The following is a 21,342-nucleotide window of genomic DNA, read 5'->3' as shown; positions in this document are numbered from 1 at the left end:
CCTTTAGATAATATCGACAGTGCGAAACTCTTCTTGCTCGAGTTCTTCTTGGTACTGTTGTTGGCGCGATTGTTCCGCGATTTCTTGTTGTTGCAACTGAACGAATTTTTCTTTGGTTTTATGGGCTTGAAGGGCCTCTTGTTGTTTTTGTTTTAGCAGAGTGCGCTCTTGTTCTAACGTCACTTTTACTTCTGCTACCCGCTGCTTGAGCTCGGCTTCCCGTTCTCTAAGTAGGGCGATTTCTTGTCTGAGCGTTTCCAGCTCTTTAAGAAGCACGGTTTGCTGTTTGGCTTTCGCGAAGCGGCGTTCTTCTTCTTCCTGACGCCAAACGTGATAGTCCGCTACCGAGCGTTCTGCTTTTTGCAGTTCTGCCGCCACGTTGGCAACTCGGTATTCTTGGCGTTGAACGGCTTTATCGGCGCGGTCTGCACGAATTTTCTTAATTTCTAATAATCGTTCGATCATTGACCTGCGATGCCTTTGAGTTGAGCGACAGCACCTTCAAGGTCGCTTGGCTCATGGGTACCTTGACGTAAAAAGGCGCGAATATCGTCACTTTGCGCGATTGCCAGATCGGCTCGCGGGTCAGCGCCATGTTGGTACTCGCCGATTTTGATAAGCAGCTCGACTTCTTCATATTTCGCCAACATTTCACGCAGATGCGCGGCAGAAGCTTGATGATTCGGCTCGACAATCTGGTTCATTACTCGGCTTGCAGAGCGGAGCACATCGATGGCCGGGTAGTGGTTCATCGCCGCCAATTTCCGCGAAAGGATAATGTGTCCATCCAGAATGGAGCGCGTTTCATCTGCGACAGGCTCGGTCATGTCGTCACCTTCGACCAATACGGTGTAAAGGGCAGTGATAGAGCCTTTGTCCGATTGACCGGCACGCTCCATTAGTTTTGGCAGTGCGGCAAAAACAGAAGGCGGATAACCGCGTCGAGTTGGTGGTTCACCAGCGGCAAGACCAATTTCACGTTGGGCACGAGCAAAACGCGTGACGGAGTCCATCAGCAGCAAAACGCGCTTGCCTTGGTCTCGAAAATATTCGGCGATAGAAGTCGCAACGAACGCTGCTTTTGCGCGCTCCATGGCTGGTCTGTCGGATGTCGCAACGACCAGCACTGAACGCGCCATACCTTCTTCGCCCAAGTCGTGTTCGATGAACTCTCGCACTTCTCGTCCACGTTCGCCAATCAGAGCAAGAACGGTTACGTCCACGTCCGCAGAGCGAATCAGCTTCGCCAGCAAGGTACTTTTACCGCCGCCAGCCGCAGCGAAAATGCCCATACGTTGGCCTTCACCGCAGGTGAGCAAACCATCTATGGAGCGAACGCCAAGAGAAATTGGTTTTTCGATCAATTTACGCTGCATCGGTGGCGGGGCATCACGATAAACGGGATACCAAGCGCTTGGCTCTTGGCTTTGTGCACCATCGAAAGGGCGGCCCAGTCCATCGAGGATTTTACCCAGTAAGTGATCGCCAACACCGACTTCGTGCATTTTCCCCATCGGGCTCACCTCGGTGTTGGATGAAATGCCAAACATGTTGCCAAGTGGGGTAAGCAGCGCGTGATGTTGTTGAAAGCCGACGACTTCAGCCAACAACGATAAGGTTTGGTCGGGATTGCGAAGCTCACACAACTCTCCAACGCGTACGCCCGGCACCACAGCCTTGATGATGGTGCCGGTTACTTGAGTAACGCGTCCGCGAATTTGGATCAAACGCGTTTGTTTGATCGCAGATTGCTGAATATCGGTGATGTATGAGAAATCGTTCAATGTAAAAAATATGCGCAATGATTGATGCTGGGAGAATAGAAAGGATGGGTTGGTATTTATAGTGAATATTGGTCGGGAGTTTTTAGAAAACTGAAAACGCCCTAAAAAAACACGTCTGATTTTGACAGCTTGATAAAAACGCACTTCATATAATTCGCTTGTATTGTACGAAAGGAGTGCAAGTGAATGAGCATTATCAATAGTCAGATAGCAACCAACACCAAGTTTGATGCATCGGTCCGAAATGGATTGGAATCGTCTCGTGCGGACAGTGCCGTAAAAGGCAGTTATCGAGGTGAGACAGTGCGCGTGCACAACGCCACTCAATCGCTTTTTGACGCGATGGAAGAGCTCACATCACTTGGCTCCGAAAAAGCAGAAAAAGATCTCACCAAACGCAAAATAAAAGACGGTGGCGTTCGCGTTAACGAAGCACACGAGCTGGTTTCTGATTACCTCAGAAAGGTGCCCGATCTAGAGAAAAACCAAAAAATCAAAGATCTCGCGGCCAAAATGGCGGGTGGCAACATTTCGACCATCGCTCAGCTTCAAGCGTATTTGAACGGGTTTTCGGAAGAGAAAAGCCACCAATACTTAGCTCTAAAAGCGGTGAAGAAATACTTATCGGCCAATCCGGAAAGCAAACACTTATTGGCGCTGATTGACCAAGCGATCTTGAAAATCGAGCAGAACCCGGATTCTTGGTCGCAAATCGACACCGAAATCCGTGTTTCTCATTTCGCTGATGAGTTTAGCAAAGAGCAAGAGTTCAGCTCTCTGCACCAATTGCGCGGCTTTTACCGCGATACGGTACACAGCTATCAAGGGCTTGGCTCTGCATATCAGGATGTTGTCGAGCGTTTTGGTGAGCAAGAAGTCTCAACTGCGGTGGACTTCATGCTGCAAGGCATGAGCGCCGACCTTAGCGTTCAAGGCAGCAACATTGACTCCGTCAAATTGCAGCTGCTGATGTCCGACATGCAAAAACTCAAAACGTTAAACACCTTGCAAGATCAGGTAGGGCGGCTATTTCAAATGTTCAAACCAGAAAGGATGAGTCATGGCTTATCAGGCTTCTGATTTGATGGCAGACGTAATTGCTCTGGTCGAGCAACGTTGGGTCAGCAGTGAAGAGATTTGGAAGATCGCAACATCAATGGAGTTGGTGGCAATAGAACAGAAAATCGATTTTTTTCGAGAGCTGCACAAGTTGATACGACACATCCCCGTTGATGTATTTGCTGACGACGAACAGAGACAAAACCTAATACTAGCCGCACAAAAGGCGCTAGACGAAGCCATTGATTTAGAAGAAGAGGAAGCGTGGGACGATGAGTTGGATTGATGCATCAGTCGATGAGTTTTGCCGAGGAATGGGTTTAGATGCGGTGGATTTTTCTGCCGCAGGACGTGTGCAGTTGAGCTTTGAGCAAAGCGGCACATTGCACATAGAAAAACATCATGATCGACTTTTCCTTATGTTGGCGCGTGCGTTGTCGTGGCATCAGTCGAGCGAGCGTATTCAGCATGCGCTGCGTTTGTGCCATGCCGAACAGGGTTGGCCATTTGAAATGAAAACTGGTTTGCTCGACGACGAAACCTTGGTGTTTTCCGCCAAAATTGAAGGCGATGAAGTGACGCTGCCGACACTCGAACAAGCGTTCGCGCTTTTAGTGCGTCTTCACGATGAAGTGGCAAGTTGATGACCCGAGTTAGTACGTTAAATGTCGGCATTGAAGCCTTTACTCACGTTTCCCATGGTGAAGTCGAAACGGATTTCCCCAAACGATTTCAGTTACTGCCGGATGGGCAAGCCGTCGCTACTCATTTGGAAAAACTGTATGACCTAAGACCGTCCGATCAATATTTGTTGGCGTTAGCGAAGCCAAAACTGAACCATTGTGAACTGCTTCGTCCAGAAAAGTACCGCCAGCAATTCGACAACACTTTAGCTCGTGTTCAGCAACTCGCACAGGAATCAGGCTCGGCGAACCTTGCTAAAGCCGCCGAAACGCTACAAAGCACACAACTGGACCAGCGTTACCTCACCATGGCGCTCAATCTTCTTATTCAGGTTTAACCCACATGCTAAGCACCAAAGATATTGAACTGCTGCTGGTTCACGCTGCGCTTCAAGTTCAATACCAACAACCCGATCAAGCCATCGCGATACTAGATGCCGTGTTAGAACTCGAACCAGAACGCGAAGATGCGTTACACACGCTCGCGGTCGCGTGTTTGCAAACTGGCCGTTACACCCGTGCTATTGCGGTATGTGAAGGCTTACTGAAGTCGCAATCGCAGTCTGTGCAAGCGGCGGGAATTTGGTTTTGCTTGAGCCAAGCGCGCTGGAAACAAAATGACGTCGAGGGCGCACGCCAAGCGCATCGACGCTATCTGCAATCTTTACATAGTGAATCTCATGAATAAGTTGATCGATATTCTAAACAAGGTAGGGCAACGCAAAGACATCATGCTCGCAGTGATGTTGCTGGCGATCGTCTTTATGATGATTTTGCCTTTGCCAACCGCACTAGTGGATGTGCTGATCGGCGCAAACATGAGTATTGCTGTCGTGTTGCTGATGTTGGCGATTTACATCACCACGCCACTGGAGTTTTCGGCGTTTCCGGCAGTATTGCTGATCACGACGCTATTTCGTTTGTCGCTGTCTATCACCACGACACGCTTGATCCTGCTTCAAGGCGATGCGGGTCAAATCGTTTACACCTTTGGTAACTTCGTCGTTGGCGGCAACCTTGTCGTTGGTATCGTGGTCTTCTTGATCATCACTATTGTACAGTTTATGGTGATCACTAAAGGTTCGGAGCGTGTTGCTGAAGTTAGTGCTAGATTCTCTCTTGACGCCATGCCGGGCAAACAGATGAGTATCGACGGTGATATGCGCGCTGGAGTTATCGATGTTCACGAGGCGCGTCATCGCCGTTCTCTGATCGAGAAAGAGAGTCAAATGTACGGCTCGATGGACGGTGCAATGAAGTTCGTAAAAGGCGACTCCATTGCGGGCTTGGTGATCATCATCGTGAACATCTTGGGTGGCGTCACCATTGGCGTCACGCAAAAAGGCATGAGCGCGTCAGAGGCGCTTGAGCTGTTTGCGATTTTGACCGTAGGCGATGGCTTGGTATCGCAGATTCCTGCGCTATTTATCGCGATCACCGCTGGTATTATCGTTACGCGTGTTTCCCACGAAGACTCGGCCGACTTGGGCTCCGACATTGGTGGGCAAGTCACGGCTCAGCCTCGAGCACTGTTGATTGGTGGTGTGCTGCTGGTCTTGTTCGCTCTGATCCCTGGCTTTCCGAAAATTACATTCCTAGTGCTGGCTTTGGTGGTCGGTGGCGGCGGTTTTTACCTCTTCTATCAACAGAAAAAACAAACCGAATCTGAAAGCAGCGATCTGCCGAGCTTTGTCGCGCAGGGAGCGGGTTCTCCTGCCGCAAAACCCAATAAACCAACGCCGTCTCGTGGTAGCAAAGGCAAATTGGGCGAGCAAGAAGAGTTCGCGATGACAGTGCCACTGCTTATCGATCTGGATTCAAGCTTACAAGAAAGCCTAGAAGCCGTCGCACTGAACGACGAACTCGCCAGAGTAAGACGCGCGTTGTATCTCGATCTTGGCGTACCGTTTCCGGGAATTCACCTGCGTTTTAACGACGGGATGAAAAACGGCGAATACTTGATTCAGTTGCAAGAAGTGCCCGTTGCACGTGGTCGCATTGAGAAAGACAAATTGCTGGTCACAGAAGGAAGCGACCAGATTGAGTTGCTTGGTGTGCCGTTTGAGCAAGATGACGACTTCCTCCCGGGAGTCTCGAGTCTTTGGGTCGCACAAAGCTATCAAGAGAAGTTGACTGCGAGCCATGTCGGCTTCCTTACACCAGACCGTATTTTGACGTTCCATCTATCACACGTATTGAAAGAGTACGCGCAAGACTTCATTGGGATTCAAGAAACTCGCTACCTACTTGAGCAAATGGAAGGCAGTTATTCTGAATTGGTGAAAGAGGCGCAGCGCATCGTCCCGCTACAAAAAATGACGGAGATTTTGCAACGTTTGGTGTCTGAGGACATTTCGATTCGTAACCTTCGCGTCATTTTGGAGGCCATGGTCGAGTGGGGACAAAAGGAAAAAGATGTCGTCCAGTTGACGGAATACATTCGTTCAAGCTTAAAGCGTTACATCTGTTACAAGTACGCGAGCGGTCAGAACATGCTGCCGGCGTACCTTCTGGACCAGAGCCTCGAAGACACGATTCGCAGCGGTATTCGACAAACCTCGGCGGGCAGCTACTTAGCGCTTGATCCTTCGGTTACGCAGCAATTTGTTAGCGATGTAAAACAGACCGTAGGCGATTTAAGCCGTATGCCGAACAAGCCTGTTCTGGTGGTTTCAATGGATGTACGTCGTTATGTTCGAAAGCTGATTGAGTCCGAATATTACGATTTGCCCGTTCTGTCGTTCCAAGAGCTTACTCAGCAGATCAACATTCAGCCACTTGGACGGGTAGGGATGTAATGAACGCAGCACTTGTACAATCGTTTGAACAAACGGGGATCGAAGTGACGCCGTACTTTTGGCAAAAAAGTGCGATTCAACTTGGTTATCGCATTGAAGTTGATGGCATGGAGCTGGTATTTCGTGTCGAACAAGGGGAAATCATTATTGTACTCCTCAAACGTGTGAGTCCGAATTTGGGGTTAAGTAACCCCTTTTCTTGCCTATTTCTTTTGGCTGAGCACGCCATCCCTCTTTTTCCTTCTGATTGGGTTATCCGCGGTAACGTTGATGTGTTGCGTGGTAGCAACATGAGTAGCCAACGCCTGGCTCAATTCTACTTACGCGCCTGTGGCGCTAGCCACGATCAACAAGCCGACTGGTATTTTTTGCGGCTTGCAGACTATCGCCCACTGAAAAAGAGAAAAATGTAAAAACTCTCGACTGTTACTGACAGCGCCAATGAGAAGACACGCTTTAAGATAGGAATCAATATGAAGCAACCCTTTACCCAAGCTATTGAAAATGCAGAGTTAGCCATTCGAAATGCGGATGAAAGAAATGACATTTTTAGTGAGCTATTAGAAGGACTCGGTGTTGGCCCCGTAGCCGGCGAAGTTCTGCTTGGCGGTTTAAACGCCTCGCCGAAGTTAATGCAACACGCCGAGCAAGAACTCATCGAAGAAGTTCAGCGCCGCAGGCAGCAACAGCATCAGTTGCAAGGCGTGCAGGGTAAAAGACGAAAGCGACCAACCATGATGCGCGGTATGGTGATCTAGAGGTTTGGATATGACGAATATGACAACAACGGGCTCAGCAACCGGAGCGGCAACCGCCGCCGCAAGCAGTACGCCACTGCCAACGTTTGGACAAAGCCTAACAGAGCAATTGACCCCAATTTTAGGTGATGCGGAAACTCAGCAGCTTGCTTCACTGATCGCACATTTACCAACCATTAAAGGTCAAACTGACGAACAGAGCATCGCACTTTACGTCGATACGCTGACTCAATTGAAAGAGAAAAACAGCGCATTTTCGGGTGCAGCGCTCAGCGAAAGCGCATCTATTTGGATGAGGTCGCTACAAGGCGCGAGTTCAAGCGGTGAAGTGGACGCCGCCGAGCTTACGACGCAGATGAACAATGCATTGGCAAGTCAGTTCCAAACTTGGTTTGCCGACCAGCTTACGGACAAAGTGGATTCGTCATTGCCGACTCAGTTTGTGAGTCAATTTCAGCTTGGAAACGAAAGTACGCAAGCGCAGCAGATTGCAAAGTTAAGCGCTGAAGAGCTGAAATCAGAGACTGGGGATATTGCCTCATTTGTTGATGATTTGGCGCGTCAAATGAGTTCTAGCGTGGTTCGTGAGAGCGCATCTTCGTTCCTTCGTAATGCGTTTGCTCATTTGCCATCGATGAATCTGGCCCAGCTCAAAGCATCTGATTTTCTGCTAACCGAAGCGAATTTTGTTACGAACGTCTCGACGCAATTGCAGAACGCTTTTAACCAGATTGGTATCACTTTAACTAAAGATGACGCGGACCAATTAGCGAAAAGAATTACGTGGACGCCAGGCATTTCTAAACAGCAGCTTAGCGAAGCGTTAAGCGAAATGGCGACGCAAGTGAAAGGTCAGTTTACCGCGGCTTACGGTGAAACCGCTGGGACTGAAAATTTACGAAAAGCGTTAGATGCCATCATCAAAAGCTCGGATTCTTTGACGCTTTCAAGCTCGTTTGCGAATTTTGCTGTAAGTCTGATTCACACCGAAATCGATGATTTTTACAGCGATAAAGCGATTGTCGATATCCAAAAAACGCAAATCTCTGCGGATCAGGTTGAGCTGATAAAAAACAATACGGAACGAGACATCCGTTTCCAGTTTGAAAAAATGCTGAAGGGTGAGTTGACAGGCGCTTCGTTTATCGAACGTTACGAAACATTACGCAAGAACTTAGGTGCGTTGAAAGATCGTCTACTCAATATCACCGAGCAAGAGAAAAAGGATCTTGAGGTTCGCGCAGAGCACTCTTTGACGGCTCGCGATTTGTTGGCTGTTGTTGAGTCCAGTATTGGTGATCGTTTTGATGAGCAAGTGCTGTTTGCATTAAACGAGCGTCGCGTGAATCGCTTAGAAAAACGCGATCAGCAAAAGTTAGAGTTAGAAGAGCTTACCACGAGGCTAAAAATATTTGGTCAAGTTCAGTCTTTTATGAGCACTAAATTAAGTGAAGAAGTTGATTCTGGTATTTCGTTAGTAGGCGGAACTGTTTCGTCAGGAGGCGAAACATGGCATACGGGACATTATCGTCCACAAGATGTCAGGTTTACGTATAAAGATTTTGGTTATGATGATCAAAGTTCTTTTGAGAATGGTAAAGAATTTAAATACTTAGAGGCCCACTTAAGCCCTAATATTGATCCAAAATCGGGTGAAAAATTTTTCACACACAAACAATTCATAGTAGACGAAGGTATTGCGGTTACAAACGACTCTTATTGGAAAGATGACGACCTTGATCGTTTAGGAAACTTTGCTACTTCAGTATCAGATAAGTCGAAGCTTCTCAATGATGATGTCCAGTTAAAAACCACCGAGCTAAACGACACCAGCTCGCAATACAACTCGACCGTTGAAGCGATGAACAAGTTTGTTCAGAAGTACCACAGTATTTTACAAGAAATCCTACGAGCCATTTAAGGATAACCAACCATGACTAAAACAAACGCGACCGATCCATCTCAAATGCAAGCAGAAGAGCTGCTGTCTTTTCTGGAAGAGGGAGGCACGCTGAAAATGTTGCACGATGTATCGGCAGATACCATCGAACACATTTACGCGGTCGGCTACAACTTCTTCCAATCAGGAAAGATTGAACAAGCCGCCAAAGTTTTCCAACTGCTTAGCATGCTGGATCATTATCAGGCGCGATTTTTCATTGGCCTTGGTGCTGCTCGTCAGGAACTGGGTGAGTATCTGCAGGCGATTGATGCCTACAGCTACGCAGCGCTCGTGGACATTAACGATCCACGCCCACCTTTCCACTCTGCGGAATGTCACCTGAAATTGGAACAACTGACAGAAGCAGAGAGTGGGTTTTACAGCGCGAAGGAGATGTCTGCCGGTAAATCACAATATGCAGACTTGCATCAACGTGCAGGCATCATGTTAGAAGCGGTGAGAAACAAAAGGAGTAATTAGACTATGAGTTCTATTGCACTTGACCGCACTCAGACGCAGGTTTACATCCCTGAGCCTGGCCAAACTACGTTAGAGAACGTACAGAAAACGGCGTCTACTGCGACGTCTTCTGTAACGGTTGAAAACGTAAAGAGTAGAGATGCTGAAACTCTGAACACAGGTAGAGTGAAAGTTCAGCTAGATGCCCCAAATGCTGCCGTGAGCGATAAAGTGACAGACTTGACGCTAAAAGCCATGGCTCAACTGCAAAAGATCGTCGATACCATCGCCAAAGCGCTACATGCTGTTGCCAATCAGACGGGTTCGATCGCAGTTAAAATCATCGCAGGTTCTGCAGACGATTTTGAAGTGGAGCTTGCGGCGATTACAGACAAACTGAAAAGTGCTCAGAACGAGCTGAAAATTCAGGAAGTGAAAGTCGCAAAAGCCAAACATGAACAAGAAATGGCAGAGAACCAAGAGAAAATCAAGGAATCAGAAGCCGCTGCGAAAGAGGCTCAGAAATCGGGCTTAGCGGCGAAGATCTTTGGTTGGATCAGCGCGGTTGTCTCCATTGTGGTAGGTGCCATCATGGTTGCTACTGGCGTTGGCGCGGTAGCTGGCGCGCTTATGATCGCCGGTGGCGTCATGGGTGCAGTCAGCATGGCACTGCAAGAACCAGCCGTTCAAGACGCGCTAAAAGAAGCGGGTGTGAATGTCGATGTGTTGAACAAAGTGGTGATGGCATTAGAAATTGCTGTCGCTGTCATCGGTGCAATCGTGACCTTTGGTGGCGCGGCGGCTGGTGGTATCGCGAAACTTGCCGCGAAAAGTGCCAGCAAAATTGCGCAGAAAGTGACAGATATTGCCACTAAAGCTGCAGCCAATATGGCAAAAGTTGCGGACATGGGTTCTAAAGCTGCGACAACCACAGCCAAAGCGATTCGCTACGGCGCTGAAACGGTCGACCTTACGGTTAACATAGGTAAGGGCGCAACGGACAGCGTTCACGCTGCCAACAATGCGAACGTTACGGAAATACAAGCCGATATTACGGATCTTCGCGCAAAAATGACGTTGAGTCAGGCCGTCATCGACAAGCTAAAAGAAGAAATTGGCAAGTTGATGGAAGATTTCCAAGAGCTGATGAGCATCATCATGCAAATGATTCAGGCGAAAAGTGAAACCATGCAAACGGTGTTAAGCCGTCCTGCGACGGTTTAAGGAGCGTAAATATGTTGGATAAAATTGGTGGAACGGGTCGCGGTGAACTGTACGGTTTGAGCGACACTATCAAAACAACCAAAGCAGAAAAAACACCAGAGACCAAATTGGAAGCGGGTGCAGTAAAAAGCAACGGTGAGTCAAAGGTTTCTGGTGCAGGTCGTTATCAATTAGATGGGCCGAAAGCTCCTGCGATCAGTAATCAAGCACAAGTGGTTGCGAACCTGATGGGTGAGCTTGCACCAACGATTGATCTACTGATGAGCACTACCGCGAAAGTGCTGAACGGTGAAGAAGTGATCAAATCACCTTCGGACGCGGTTTCTCAATCGCTGTCTTTGTTGACGCTGCTTTACCAAGTGTCGAAGCTAAGCCGTGAACAGCAAGTGCTTCAACGTGAAATTGCGGTTGAAGCCAACGTTGCGAGTTTGCAAAGCCAAGCGGCAGAGCTGAACAACTCTGCTAGCGCGATGATCGCGATGGCGGTTGTATCTGGTGTGTTAGCGGGTGCTACAGCAATTATCGGTGCGCTTGGTTCTTTCAAAGCGGGTAAAGAAATCAAGACCGAGATGGCAAGCAACAACGTGCTGAAAACGCAAAAGGCGGGCTTCGATCAAGTAGAAGAGTTGATGAACAACGGTAACTTCTCAAAAACTCAACAAGATCAAGTAAAACGCGCACATTCGCTAGCGAAAGACAGCATTGCAGACACCACGGCTCAATTGACTAGCGGCGGTCGCAAGTTCGATAAACTGATGAGCTCAAACCAAGCGAAGAACGCGATTCTTCAAGCTCTTGGACAGATGGCAAACTCAGCATCGAACGTTGAACAAACTAAAGCGCAAGCTCGCAGCAAGGACGATGAAGTGCAAGCGACGCGTGCTCAAGCAGCGAAGCAAAAAGCAGATGAGAACATCGGCTTCCAAGAAGGGTTGCTTAAAGAGTTGCGTGAGCTGTTCCGTTCTATCTCTGATAGTCAGAACCAAGCGTGGCGCGCATCTATCCCGACAGTGTAATTGCGGTTTCATTTTAGTACTGACAAAGCGTTGTTTATACAACGCTTTTTTTGTGTTTAAAACGATAGAATAAAAAATACTCTTTATATATCAGATTATTATGTGGTTTTGTAAATCATTCTCTAATCGGGTGTGAGAAGTAAAGTTCAAGGATGAGAACTCAAACGTTATCAAATTGTTAACGCTTGCTATACTTAAACCGTCATAAACAAAGGAAAAGGACGTTCAATGTTTAAGTTTAAGCACATCGCGCTAGCTGCGTCACTTGCAGCGTTGACTGCCGGCTATTCTGTTGCCGCCGAAGAGACTTTCGTCACCATAGGTACGGGTGGTGTCACAGGTGTTTACTATCCCACGGGTGGGGCTATCTGTCGCTTGGTGAATAAATCTCGAGCAGAGCACGGCATTCGTTGTTCGGTCGAAAGTACGGGCGGTTCGATATACAACATCAACACCATTCGCGCAGGCGAGTTAGATTTGGGTATTGCGCAATCAGATTGGCAATATCATGCGTACAACGGCACCAGTCAGTTTGCTGAAAATGGTCCGTTTAAAGAGCTGCGCGCGGTATTTTCTGTTCACCCAGAACCGTTTACGGTGGTTGCCCGTCAAGATTCAAATATCAAAACGTTTGATGACTTAAAAGGTAAACGAGTCAACATTGGTAACCCTGGTTCTGGTCAGCGAGGCACTATGGAAGTGTTGATGAAGGAATATGGTTGGAGCAACGATGATTTCAAACTGGTTTCGGAATTGAAAGCGGCAGAACAATCGAAAGCGCTTTGTGATAATAAAATCGACGCAATGGTTTACACCGTTGGTCACCCAAGTGGTGCGATTAAAGAAGCAACCACATCGTGCGACAGTAACATCGTGACAGTCGCTGGCCCAAAAGTGGATAAGCTTATCGCCGACAACAGTTTTTACCGCGTTGCTACCGTGCCTGGCGGCATGTATCGCGGCTCGGATAACGATGTGATGACATTCGGTGTTGGTGCGACGTTTGTTTCATCTACTGCCGTACCTGAAGAGGTGGTGTATAACGTCGTGAAGGCCGTGTTTGAGAACTTCGATGATTTCCGTCGTCTTCATCCTGCGTTTGCGAATTTGAAGAAAGAAGAAATGGTGAAAGATGGTTTGTCTGCGCCACTTCATCCCGGTGCGCTTAAATACTACAAAGAAGTTGGGTTGATTAAGTAAGTCGTACTCCGTCTTAAAACGGTTTTCTAAACTCACTTTTTCACGTTATTTAATAAACTTCTTTTTAGAAACCTTTATTGAAAGCCGCAAAAGCGCCATTAAGTTGATGGCGCTTTTTCTGTTTGGGTTAGGCGTAAACGTCAATAAAAAAGTAAATGGTGATGATAATCGAAGAGAGAGCGACAAAGCCTTTAACGTGGCTCGGATTAAGCTGGCGAGACACACGCGCGGCGAGGTAGCCGCCAACTAATGTCCCGACCATTACCACGCTGCCTTTACTCCAATCGATAGAGCCGTTCGCAACAAAAATGACGATTGCGATGAGAGACACACACGTTGAAACCAGAAGTTTAAGCCCATTCATCAAGTTGATGTCTTGATGGCCCGCCACGACGAGGTAACTCAGAACAATCACGCCTAATCCGGCATTAAAAAATCCGCCGTATGCAGAAACACCGACCAACAACAAACTCAATGCGATTAAGCCTAACACGCCAGCGTGTTTATGTTCTTTGGTGATGGATTTGATGATCATTGTTAACCGAGAACCTGTAAGAAACAGCACCGTAGCAAACAAAAGTAGCCAAGGAATGGCTTCCAAAAACAGTGACTCTGGCGTGTTGAGAAGAAGATACGCGCCAACTGCGCCACCGACTAAGCTGAACGAAACGGTGAATAGCAGTTCTTGTTTGTTTTTCAAAATTTCTTCCCGAAAACCCACGGCACCGCTTATGTATCCCGCGCACGCCGCGTAAGTGTTGGTGGCGTTAGCCATGATGGGCGGCACTCCAACCGCCATTAGGGCGGGGAAGGTGATAAAACTCCCTCCTCCTGCTATCGAATTCATGATTCCACCTACCACGCCTGCAGCAAACAACAGAGCCAATTCCAGCAGCATAAACAGTCCTTGTTATGTTCTTATTGGTTATTAGAGTCTTAGATTTTGAGAACGCATGTTCTAACGTTTTTATGAGATTTACTTTACATGCTCCAAAACGAAATTGTTCAGTTCCGTTGCGGTTTTGATAACGTGAACCTCTTTCTAGCGAAATTTTTCTCTTGGCCGTGATATTAATTCATCGTAGCTCTATCATAGAAATCGTAGAAAGATCGAAGAAAGAAAAAGCCACCGCGAGGGTGGCTTTTAGGGGCTATCAAGAAGGAGGAATCGACGATTATTGCTCAACTTTTACAGGTTGCGCTTTAAGCTTTTGAAACAGCTTCACAAACAGTGGGCTACCCAGCACTAATACTGCCAGCACAGTAAACGTCAACGTAATCGGACGCTCCCACAAGAAGCTCAACTCACCGTCAGAAATCATCAACGCTCGGCGCAAGTTTTCTTCCATCAAGCCGCCGAGGATGAAGCCAAGCAGCAATGGTGCGAGCGGGAAGTTTGCCAGTCTAAGGGCAATGGCAGCCATCGCCACAAGTAGCATCACAAACACATCCATCGTATTGAACGAAACTAAGTACACACCTGTAATTGAGAAGAACAAAATCATCGGTAGAAGCACTGTTCTTGGAACGGCCAGTAGTTTCGAGATGTAAGGAATCAACGGCAAGTTAAGAATCACAAGCACGATGTTACCAAAGTACATTGAGATGATGACTGACCAGAAGACATCCGGGTGTTCAACAAACAGGCGAGGGCCAGGTTGAATGCCGTAGGCGATTAACGCACCAAGCATAATTGCGGTGGTGCCTGAGCCTGGAATACCCAGCGTTAACAATGGAACGAATGAGCCACTTGATGCGGCATTGTTCGCAGATTCTGGCGCAACTAGACCACGAATGCTGCCTTTTCCGAACTCTTCTTTTTTCTCTTTTGGAGCCAAGTTGCGCTCTAAGCCGTAACTTAGGAATGCCGCGATTGTTGCGCCAGCGCCCGGAAGTACGCCAGTAAAGAAACCTAGGATAGAAGAGCGGATCGATACCGGAGCGACTTCTTTAATTTCCTCTTTGGTGACTTTCATCGAGCCGATGTTGCTCAATTTGTCTTGCTCTTCATCACGAGTATCGTTTGAAGGTTTGAGGATCCCCATTAAGGTTTCGCCCAAAGCAAACGTCGCCATTGCAAGAAGTAGGAAGCTAAAGCCGTCCATCAAATCGGTTAAACCAAAGGTGAAACGCTCGACGCCCACGCCTTTATCGATACCGACTGTCGATAGCATCAAGCCAAGAATGGTCATCATCCACGCTTTAATGACCTGACCTTTACCAGCAAAAGCCGCAACGGCAGACAAGCCGAGCAACATCAACGCAAAGTAATCAGAAGATTGAAAGCTTAATGACACGTTAGCCAAGGCTGGCGCAGCCACGAGCAGCATGATGGCCGAAAGCGTGCCGCCAGTAAAAGAGGAGTAAGCGGCTAATGCTAGCGCTTTACCCGCTTGACCTTTTTGCGCCATTGGGTAGCCGTCAAATGCGGTTACGACCGTTGAAGAGCAACCCGGTGCGTTGATCAAAATTGAAGAGGTTGAACCACCAAATACGGCGCCGTAGTAAACACCCGCCATCAAGATGAGGCCCGATGAAGGCTCTAAACCATAAGTAATCGGGATCATCAACGCGATGGCCGAAATTGGGCCAAGACCCGGCAGCATGCCGATAAATGTGCCGACGAAGCAGCCAACAATCACCATCATGATGTTCATTGGCATCACCGCGGTGGATAAACCTTGTAGAATTCCATCTAACATAATTCAGTCCTTTCTTTGGCTACCAGATGGTGAAAATCAAACCCGGTTCGAGATAGATATCCAAACCTTGAGTGAGCAATAAATAAAAGGCGATAACGAATGGGAAAGAGGCACCAAACAATACGGGTTTGCGTCTTTCTCCAAGCAGATAGAAACCCGCAAGCAAAAAGAAACCTGTCGCGAGTACAAAGCCCAAGTAGGTTAGGCCCAAGCCGTAAAGGGCCATCAGCACTAAGAACGAGATCAGTAACTTCCAGTTGAAGGTTAAAACGGCGCCGCTCTTTTTATCTGGTTGGCCAGTAACAAGAAGCAAGAGAGAAAGCCCGATGCCGATATAAGTCAGAATGGTTGGCAAGGTGCGCGCAGTAAACGGTTCATACTCATCGCCCGGAAACAGTGCGATTTGAGACGTTTGATAACCGTAGCAAAGGCAGAAGAGCAGGAAAATCATGGCGCCAACACGGTCGCGGCAGAGTAGATATTCTTTGGTAAAAACGTTGGTTGAACGAGACATATTCAACTCCTAACAAGAATAAAAAAGACCGTATATGAACGTTAATGTGCAAAGTAATCCATTAACAAGTAAGCATTTCGCTGCTAGTCGATATGCTTAACAATCAATAAACAAAGGAGTGTGTATGCCGAGTGTCGACAATGTCCATATACGGTGAAACTTAGAGTGCAAATGCCGTTGGGGCGAATAGCAACTCAGGTTTTACGCTAAGTTGCTATCGGAGGGAGCCCCGGAATAACGGTTATTTCAGGAAGCCTAGCTCACGCATCAGGTCACCCATTTGCTTCTCTTGATCTTCAAGGAACGCGAAGAACGCTTTGTCCGCTTTGTAGTTGTCTATCCAACCATTGCGGTCACGAACGACTTGCCACTCGTCAGTGTTGTACATCTTAGTGAATGCGGCATTCCATTCGTCGATTTTCTTTTGGCTAACGCCCGGTGCAGCAAAGAATCCACGCCAGTTCGCAAATACCGTTTCGTTGCCGTATTCCGTTAAAGTTGGAATGTTCGGCGCGGCTTCTAGGCGTTTTGGCGCAGTGATAGCAAGTACTTTCACTTGGCCAGATTTGGACATTTCCAGTACTTCACCTAAACCTGTTGAAAGTAATTGAGTTTCGCCAGAAAGCAGGGCCGCCATTGCTTTACCACCCGCATCATAGCCAATGTAACGGACTTTACGCGCATCAAAGCCTTCGCCTTTAAATGCCGCCGCAATGACAAGGTGATCCATAGAGCCGCGCGCTGAGCCACCAGCAATCTTCACTTTGCGAGGATCGGCTTCAAACGCTTTTACAGCATCTTCCCATGTGTTGTATGGCGAGTCCGCAGAGGCAACAATCGCGCCGTAGTCTGCAACAGTTGCAGCAACAGGCGTTAAGTCACGGAAGGATTGAGGAAAAATACCGCTAAGAGAACGCACAACGATTGGTGTTGAGTTCACCATGAGCGTGTCTTCTTGGCGATCTGCCGTTTCAATTAAGTGAGCGATGGCTTTACCACCGCCGCCACCTGATAGGTTTTGAAACGACACGTTTTCTACGATGTCTGATTTTACTAACACATCACCCGTACCACGGGCGGTCATATCCCAACCGCCGCCAGCGCCACCTGGGATCAAGAAGTGCATTTTTTCAATATCCGCAGCAAAAGCGTTGAATGAGAATGAAGCTGCGATGATTGAAGCGGCGAGCGTTGGTTTGATTACCTTTAACATGTTCACGTTCCTTATGTTGGCGACTCTATTTTTTGATGAGCCTTATTATTTTGCTCCGTCTTAATGCCGTGTAAGCGTTAAGGCTGAACTTTGTGTAAAGGTTAATTAACTGTTAAATGTCTGTCTTTAAAACGGAGATAAAGAGAATATTGAGCATTGCGGCTATTTTGTTCATAAAGTTCACGACGAGAAACAGGGGATAGGTCACGCGGATTTGCTTATCGGTAGGCCATAATAGGGCGACAACAAATGAATAAGGAAAGAGGAATGAAAGGAACATGTTTGTGCGGTGTAATCGAAGTTATCGCAGAACCCAAGAATGAAGTGAGTCTGTGTCACTGCTCAATGTGTCGAAAATGGTCGAGTGGGGCACTTCATGCCGTGCATTGTGGCCCAGAAGTCACATTTAAAGGTGCAGAGCCAAAACGTTATCAGTCTTCAGATTGGGCTGTACGAGGTTTTTGTGGCGAGTGTGGGACGAACTTGTTTTACCATCTCTTGCCAACCAACGAATACATCCTTTCTGCTGGCTTATTCGATAATCCTGATTTTAAGTTGACGCTAGAAATCTTTACTGATGAAAAGCCGGGTTACTACGAGCTCAATCCTCACTCTAAAAAGATGACAGCGCAGGAAGTCTACGACCAATTTGTGCCAAAAGAGTAGCGGCTCTCGATTTTTTGCTCGGCAATTATACGTCTTTCTTTAATTATCAATAAATTAGAGTGTTTATGGTTGTCGACAATTGTTTCTTTCCATTACAAAAATCTTCTGTAAATCATTAAATCTTCCCAAATTTGTCCATTTCAAACTACGACCTTAGTCTAAATTGTCGACAATTTACTTGATTGTCGACACTTTGATCGTCTATTTTAAATTCAGGTTAAGAAATTGTAGACACTTTGATGTCGATTAAGTGAGTGCCTGAATATGAACTCTGAGTTGAAAGCTCGTTACAAAGTACTGGGTTCTGAGAAAGAACACACCAAGTCCGAAACGCTGACAGAAACACTGATCGAAGTGATCGTAAATGGTGATGTGGAACCGGGTAGCAAAATCTCGGAGCCTGAGCTAGCAAGGAAATACCAAGTCAGCCGTGGTCCGCTACGCGAAGCATTAATGCGTTTGGAAGGGCTTGGGTTGATTGAGCGTATTCCTCATGTTGGTGCAAGAGTCACGACCTTCTCTCCAGCCAAACTGATTGAACTGTATTCGGTGCGCGAAGCTCTGGAAGGCATGGCAGCACGACTTGCAGCACGACACATTACGCAAGAAGAGTTATTAAGCTTGGAAATGCTGTTGTCGACACATTCAAAGCACATCGATCAAGTGGAAGGCGCCTCTTACTTCCATCAGCATGGTGATTTTGATTTTCACTATCGCATCATCCAAGCAAGCCGAAACAGCAAGCTGATTTCTCTGTTGTGCGACGAGCTTTACCACTTGCTGCGCATGTACCGCTATCAGTCACCGCGCGCGCAATCTCGTCCAAATGAAGCGCTGACTGAACATAAATTCATTCTGGAAGCCATTCGCAATCGCGATGAAGAACTTGCAGAAATGTTGATGAGACGACACATCTCAGGAAGTCGAAAGCTCATCCAATCGCAAATTATACATACAGAAAGTTTAGACAAAGACTAGAAGGAATTCGTCATGAGCTTAACACCGGGGGCGAAGTTCAGACTCGCCGTAGAACAAAATAATCCGCTGCAAATTGTCGGCACCATTAACCCGTACTGCGCCATGATGGCGAAGAACTTGGGGCATCAAGCGATTTACTTGTCTGGTGGCGGTATTGCTAACGCTTCATACGGATTGCCTGATCTAGGCATTACAACATTGAACGACGTACTGGTTGACGTTGACCGCATCACCAACGCGTGTGATTTGCCGCTCTTGGTTGACATCGACACCGGTTTTGGCGGCGCATTCAACATCGCTCGCACCATTAAGCAAATGGAAAAAGCGGGCGCGGCAGCGGTGCACATGGAAGACCAAGTTGCGCAAAAACGTTGTGGTCATCGTCCGAACAAAGCAATTGTGAGCCAGCAAGAGATGGTTGACCGCGTGAAAGCGGCGGTGGATGCGCGTAATGACGAAAGTTTCGTGATTATGGCACGCACAGATGCACTTGCTGTAGAAGGCATGGACAGCGCGATTGAACGTGCCATTGCGTGTGTAGAAGCTGGTGCAGACATGATCTTCCCTGAAGCGATGAACAAGTTGGATCAGTACCTTCAGTTCTCAAATGCGCTAGAGCAAGCAACTGGAAAGCACGTGCCTATTCTGGCCAACATTACTGAATTTGGCGCAACACCACTGTATGGCTGTGACGAATTAGCAAAAGCGAAAGTGGACATGGCGCTTTACCCATTAAGTGCGTTCCGTGCCATGAACAAGGCCGCTGAAACGGTTTACAAACACTTACTAGAAGTAGGTAATCAGGAAGCGCTGGTTGATTCGATGCAAACACGCAAAGAGCTGTATCAACACCTGAACTACCACGACTACGAAGACAAACTTGACCAGCTATTCTCTGAAGGGAAATAGCGGGGAAAGAAAAGATAGACGGAAGCCCAAGAAAAGATAATCGGAATTTATCTAATCCAATAACGTGAAATTCGTCTGGCTAAAAACGCTCCGAAAGAGGGCAAAGCCAGACAGAAAAGGAGTTCAAACAATGCCTCAAACTGTAGCAAAGAAAGCAGAGTTAGGTGGCGCTGGCCTGCGTGGTCAAAGCGCTGGAAGCACAGCTTTATGTACTGTCGGTAAAACGGGGACCGGTCTGACTTATCGCGGTTACGATATTACTGACCTTGCCAATAATGCTCAATTTGAAGAAGTTGCACATCTTCTGTTACGCGGTCACTTACCGAACCAACAAGAACTTGATGCGTACAAGACACACCTACTGAGCCTTCGCGGTTTGCCGACCGAGCTAAAGCAAGCTTTAGAACTGATCCCTGCAAGCGCGCACCCAATGGACGTCATGCGTACGGGTTGTTCTGTATTGGGTAACTTAGAGCAGGAAATGAGCTTTGATGAGCAACTGCAAGCGACTGAGCGCATGTTAGCCTTGTTCCCAGCCATCATCTGTTACTGGTACCGTTTTAGTCACGATGGCGTTCGTATCGACACAGAAGATCAAACCGAAGATTGCATCGGCGGTTATTTCTTGCGCTTGCTTACAGATAAAGAGCCATCAGCGCTACACAAGCAAGTGATGCACTGTTCATTAATCCTTTACGCTGAGCATGAGTTTAACGCATCAACCTTCGCAGCACGCGTTTGTGCATCAACATTGTCAGACATTCATTCTTGTATCACGGCTGCAATCGGTACGCTTCGTGGCCCTCTTCACGGCGGTGCAAACGAAGCAGCGATGGAGATGATTGAAGACTGGCAGACGCCGGATGAAGCCGAAGCCAACATCATGCAAATGCTGGCGAATAAAGACAAGATCATGGGCTTTGGTCATGCGATTTATCGAGAAAGCGACCCTCGCAACGCACTGATCAAACGTTGGTCTGAAGAATTGTCGAAGCATGTGGGTGACACGCATTTATACGCAGTATCTGAGCGTGTTGAATCGGTCATGAAGCGTGAGAAAGGCTTGTTCTGTAATGCTGACTTCTTCCATGCATCGGCGTACCACTTCATGGACATTCCGACCAAACTGTTCACACCGATTTTCGTGATGAGCCGTTTAACAGGTTGGGCAGCACACGTGTATGAACAACGCGCAAATAACCGCATTATTCGTCCAAGCGCAGATTACACAGGTCCAGATCATCAAGAGTGGGTGCCTATTGAGAATCGCTAGCGCGAAAGCCAGTCAAAGTCATTACATGCTTTGATTGGTTTATCTCCTCCTTCTTCTGTTTTCACTCTCTCTTGGCAGAAGAAGGAGGACTTCTCGTCACAGACATTACTAGAGCGACTACATCTCAAAAAGTTCTCCAATCAAGTTCTCCAAACTGCTTTGCT

At 47.5% G+C, this 21,342-nt stretch carries 23 protein-coding genes; 17 read left to right on the top strand and 6 right to left on the bottom strand.

Features of this window, described 5'->3' with window-relative positions; genetic code table 11:
- Positions 1-3 precede the first annotated feature (3 nt).
- Both vscO and vscN read right to left on the bottom strand, forming a co-directional pair.
- Positions 4-465, bottom strand: a complete 462-nt coding sequence (vscO, locus tag UF05_RS23330) for a type III secretion system central stalk protein VscO (protein ID WP_005464592.1) — start codon at positions 463-465, stop codon at positions 4-6.
- Entirely contained in the window at positions 462-1,784 is a 1,323-nt protein-coding gene (gene vscN, locus UF05_RS23325; protein ID WP_045545186.1) for a SctN family type III secretion system ATPase VscN, read from the bottom strand. The genes vscO and vscN overlap by 4 nt, the downstream gene beginning before the upstream one ends.
- 186 nt (positions 1,785-1,970) lie before the next feature.
- Here vscN and vopN point away from each other — a divergent pair, with 186 nt between their 5' ends.
- From vopN to UF05_RS23260, 13 genes are all read left to right on the top strand, one after another.
- Complete coding sequence (vopN, locus tag UF05_RS23320) at positions 1,971-2,864, top strand: SctW family type III secretion system gatekeeper subunit VopN (RefSeq protein ID WP_005464652.1); 894 nt, start codon at positions 1,971-1,973, stop codon at positions 2,862-2,864.
- Positions 2,845-3,129, top strand: coding sequence for a TyeA family type III secretion system gatekeeper subunit (locus UF05_RS23315; protein ID WP_045545185.1), 285 nt, complete (start codon positions 2,845-2,847; stop codon positions 3,127-3,129). The genes vopN and UF05_RS23315 overlap by 20 nt, the downstream gene beginning before the upstream one ends.
- Positions 3,116-3,487 carry a type III secretion chaperone SycN gene (gene sycN / locus UF05_RS23310; protein WP_017448973.1) on the top strand — a complete coding sequence of 124 codons (372 nt, stop codon included), beginning with the start codon at positions 3,116-3,118 and terminating at the stop codon, positions 3,485-3,487. The genes UF05_RS23315 and sycN overlap by 14 nt, the downstream gene beginning before the upstream one ends.
- On the top strand, positions 3,487-3,864 hold the full coding sequence (gene vscX, locus UF05_RS23305) for a type III secretion system protein VscX (RefSeq protein WP_005500522.1): 378 nt from the start codon (positions 3,487-3,489) through the stop codon (positions 3,862-3,864). The genes sycN and vscX overlap by 1 nt, the downstream gene beginning before the upstream one ends.
- 5 nt (positions 3,865-3,869) lie before the next feature.
- Positions 3,870-4,214, top strand: coding sequence for a type III secretion system chaperone VscY (gene vscY / locus UF05_RS23300; RefSeq protein WP_024703744.1), 345 nt, complete (start codon positions 3,870-3,872; stop codon positions 4,212-4,214).
- A complete protein-coding gene (gene vcrD / locus UF05_RS23295) occupies positions 4,198-6,324 on the top strand; it encodes a SctV family type III secretion system export apparatus subunit VcrD (RefSeq protein WP_011105897.1) in 2,127 nt (708 codons plus the stop codon). Before vscY ends, vcrD begins: the two co-directional genes overlap by 17 nt.
- Entirely contained in the window at positions 6,324-6,737 is a 414-nt protein-coding gene (gene vcrR / locus UF05_RS23290; RefSeq protein WP_024703743.1) for an LcrR family type III secretion system chaperone VcrR, read from the top strand. The genes vcrD and vcrR overlap by 1 nt, the downstream gene beginning before the upstream one ends.
- A 60-nt stretch (positions 6,738-6,797) precedes the next feature.
- Positions 6,798-7,082 (top strand): LcrG family type III secretion system chaperone VcrG, encoded by a 285-nt coding sequence (gene vcrG, locus UF05_RS23285; RefSeq protein WP_005464408.1) that lies wholly within the window; start codon positions 6,798-6,800, stop codon positions 7,080-7,082.
- 4 nt (positions 7,083-7,086) lie between these two features.
- Positions 7,087-9,003 (top strand): virulence-associated V antigen, encoded by a 1,917-nt coding sequence (locus tag UF05_RS23280; RefSeq protein ID WP_082064096.1) that lies wholly within the window; start codon positions 7,087-7,089, stop codon positions 9,001-9,003.
- Between the two features lie 12 nt (positions 9,004-9,015).
- On the top strand, positions 9,016-9,504 hold the full coding sequence (vcrH, locus tag UF05_RS23275; RefSeq protein ID WP_005464462.1) for a SycD/LcrH family type III secretion system chaperone VcrH: 489 nt from the start codon (positions 9,016-9,018) through the stop codon (positions 9,502-9,504).
- Positions 9,505-9,507: 3 nt separating this feature from the next.
- On the top strand, positions 9,508-10,707 hold the full coding sequence (gene vopB / locus UF05_RS23270; protein ID WP_045545183.1) for a type III secretion system translocon subunit VopB: 1,200 nt from the start codon (positions 9,508-9,510) through the stop codon (positions 10,705-10,707).
- Between the two features lie 11 nt (positions 10,708-10,718).
- Entirely contained in the window at positions 10,719-11,723 is a 1,005-nt protein-coding gene (vopD, locus tag UF05_RS23265; RefSeq protein WP_045545182.1) for a type III secretion system translocon subunit VopD, read from the top strand.
- 228 nt (positions 11,724-11,951) lie between these two features.
- Positions 11,952-12,923, top strand: coding sequence for a TAXI family TRAP transporter solute-binding subunit (locus UF05_RS23260; RefSeq protein WP_005464586.1), 972 nt, complete (start codon positions 11,952-11,954; stop codon positions 12,921-12,923).
- A 127-nt stretch (positions 12,924-13,050) separates the two neighbouring features.
- Here the strand turns inward: UF05_RS23260 and UF05_RS23255 are convergent, their stop codons facing one another.
- The 4 genes from UF05_RS23255 to UF05_RS23240 form a co-directional block, all read right to left on the bottom strand.
- Entirely contained in the window at positions 13,051-13,821 is a 771-nt protein-coding gene (locus tag UF05_RS23255) for a sulfite exporter TauE/SafE family protein (RefSeq protein WP_020840584.1), read from the bottom strand.
- Between the two features lie 277 nt (positions 13,822-14,098).
- Positions 14,099-15,625 (bottom strand): tripartite tricarboxylate transporter permease, encoded by a 1,527-nt coding sequence (locus tag UF05_RS23250; protein WP_005464542.1) that lies wholly within the window; start codon positions 15,623-15,625, stop codon positions 14,099-14,101.
- A gap of 19 nt (positions 15,626-15,644) precedes the next feature.
- Complete coding sequence (locus UF05_RS23245) at positions 15,645-16,139, bottom strand: tripartite tricarboxylate transporter TctB family protein (protein WP_015296786.1); 495 nt, start codon at positions 16,137-16,139, stop codon at positions 15,645-15,647.
- Positions 16,140-16,380: 241 nt separating this feature from the next.
- Positions 16,381-17,352 (bottom strand): tripartite tricarboxylate transporter substrate binding protein, encoded by a 972-nt coding sequence (locus UF05_RS23240; RefSeq protein ID WP_005464323.1) that lies wholly within the window; start codon positions 17,350-17,352, stop codon positions 16,381-16,383.
- Between the two features lie 267 nt (positions 17,353-17,619).
- On the opposite strand from UF05_RS23240, the gene UF05_RS23235 reads away from it, so the two are divergent.
- From UF05_RS23235 to prpC, 4 genes are all read left to right on the top strand, one after another.
- The gene (locus tag UF05_RS23235) at positions 17,620-18,018 is read left to right on the top strand and encodes a GFA family protein (protein WP_025623050.1); all 399 of its coding nucleotides are present in this window, start codon (positions 17,620-17,622) and stop codon (positions 18,016-18,018) included.
- A 264-nt stretch (positions 18,019-18,282) separates the two neighbouring features.
- Positions 18,283-18,996 (top strand): GntR family transcriptional regulator, encoded by a 714-nt coding sequence (locus UF05_RS23230; protein ID WP_005464619.1) that lies wholly within the window; start codon positions 18,283-18,285, stop codon positions 18,994-18,996.
- Between the two features lie 12 nt (positions 18,997-19,008).
- Positions 19,009-19,905 (top strand): methylisocitrate lyase, encoded by an 897-nt coding sequence (gene prpB / locus UF05_RS23225; protein WP_045545181.1) that lies wholly within the window; start codon positions 19,009-19,011, stop codon positions 19,903-19,905.
- Positions 19,906-20,035: 130 nt separating this feature from the next.
- A complete protein-coding gene (gene prpC / locus UF05_RS23220; RefSeq protein ID WP_005500536.1) occupies positions 20,036-21,178 on the top strand; it encodes a bifunctional 2-methylcitrate synthase/citrate synthase in 1,143 nt (380 codons plus the stop codon).
- Positions 21,179-21,342 lie beyond the last annotated feature (164 nt).

The organism is Vibrio sp. S457-15 (assembly GCF_000960545.1).
Classification (GTDB): Bacteria; Pseudomonadota; Gammaproteobacteria; order Enterobacterales; family Vibrionaceae; genus Vibrio; species Vibrio parahaemolyticus.
The sequence above is the reverse complement of the archived record's forward strand: the minus strand, read 5'-3'. Positions and strand labels throughout refer to the sequence as shown.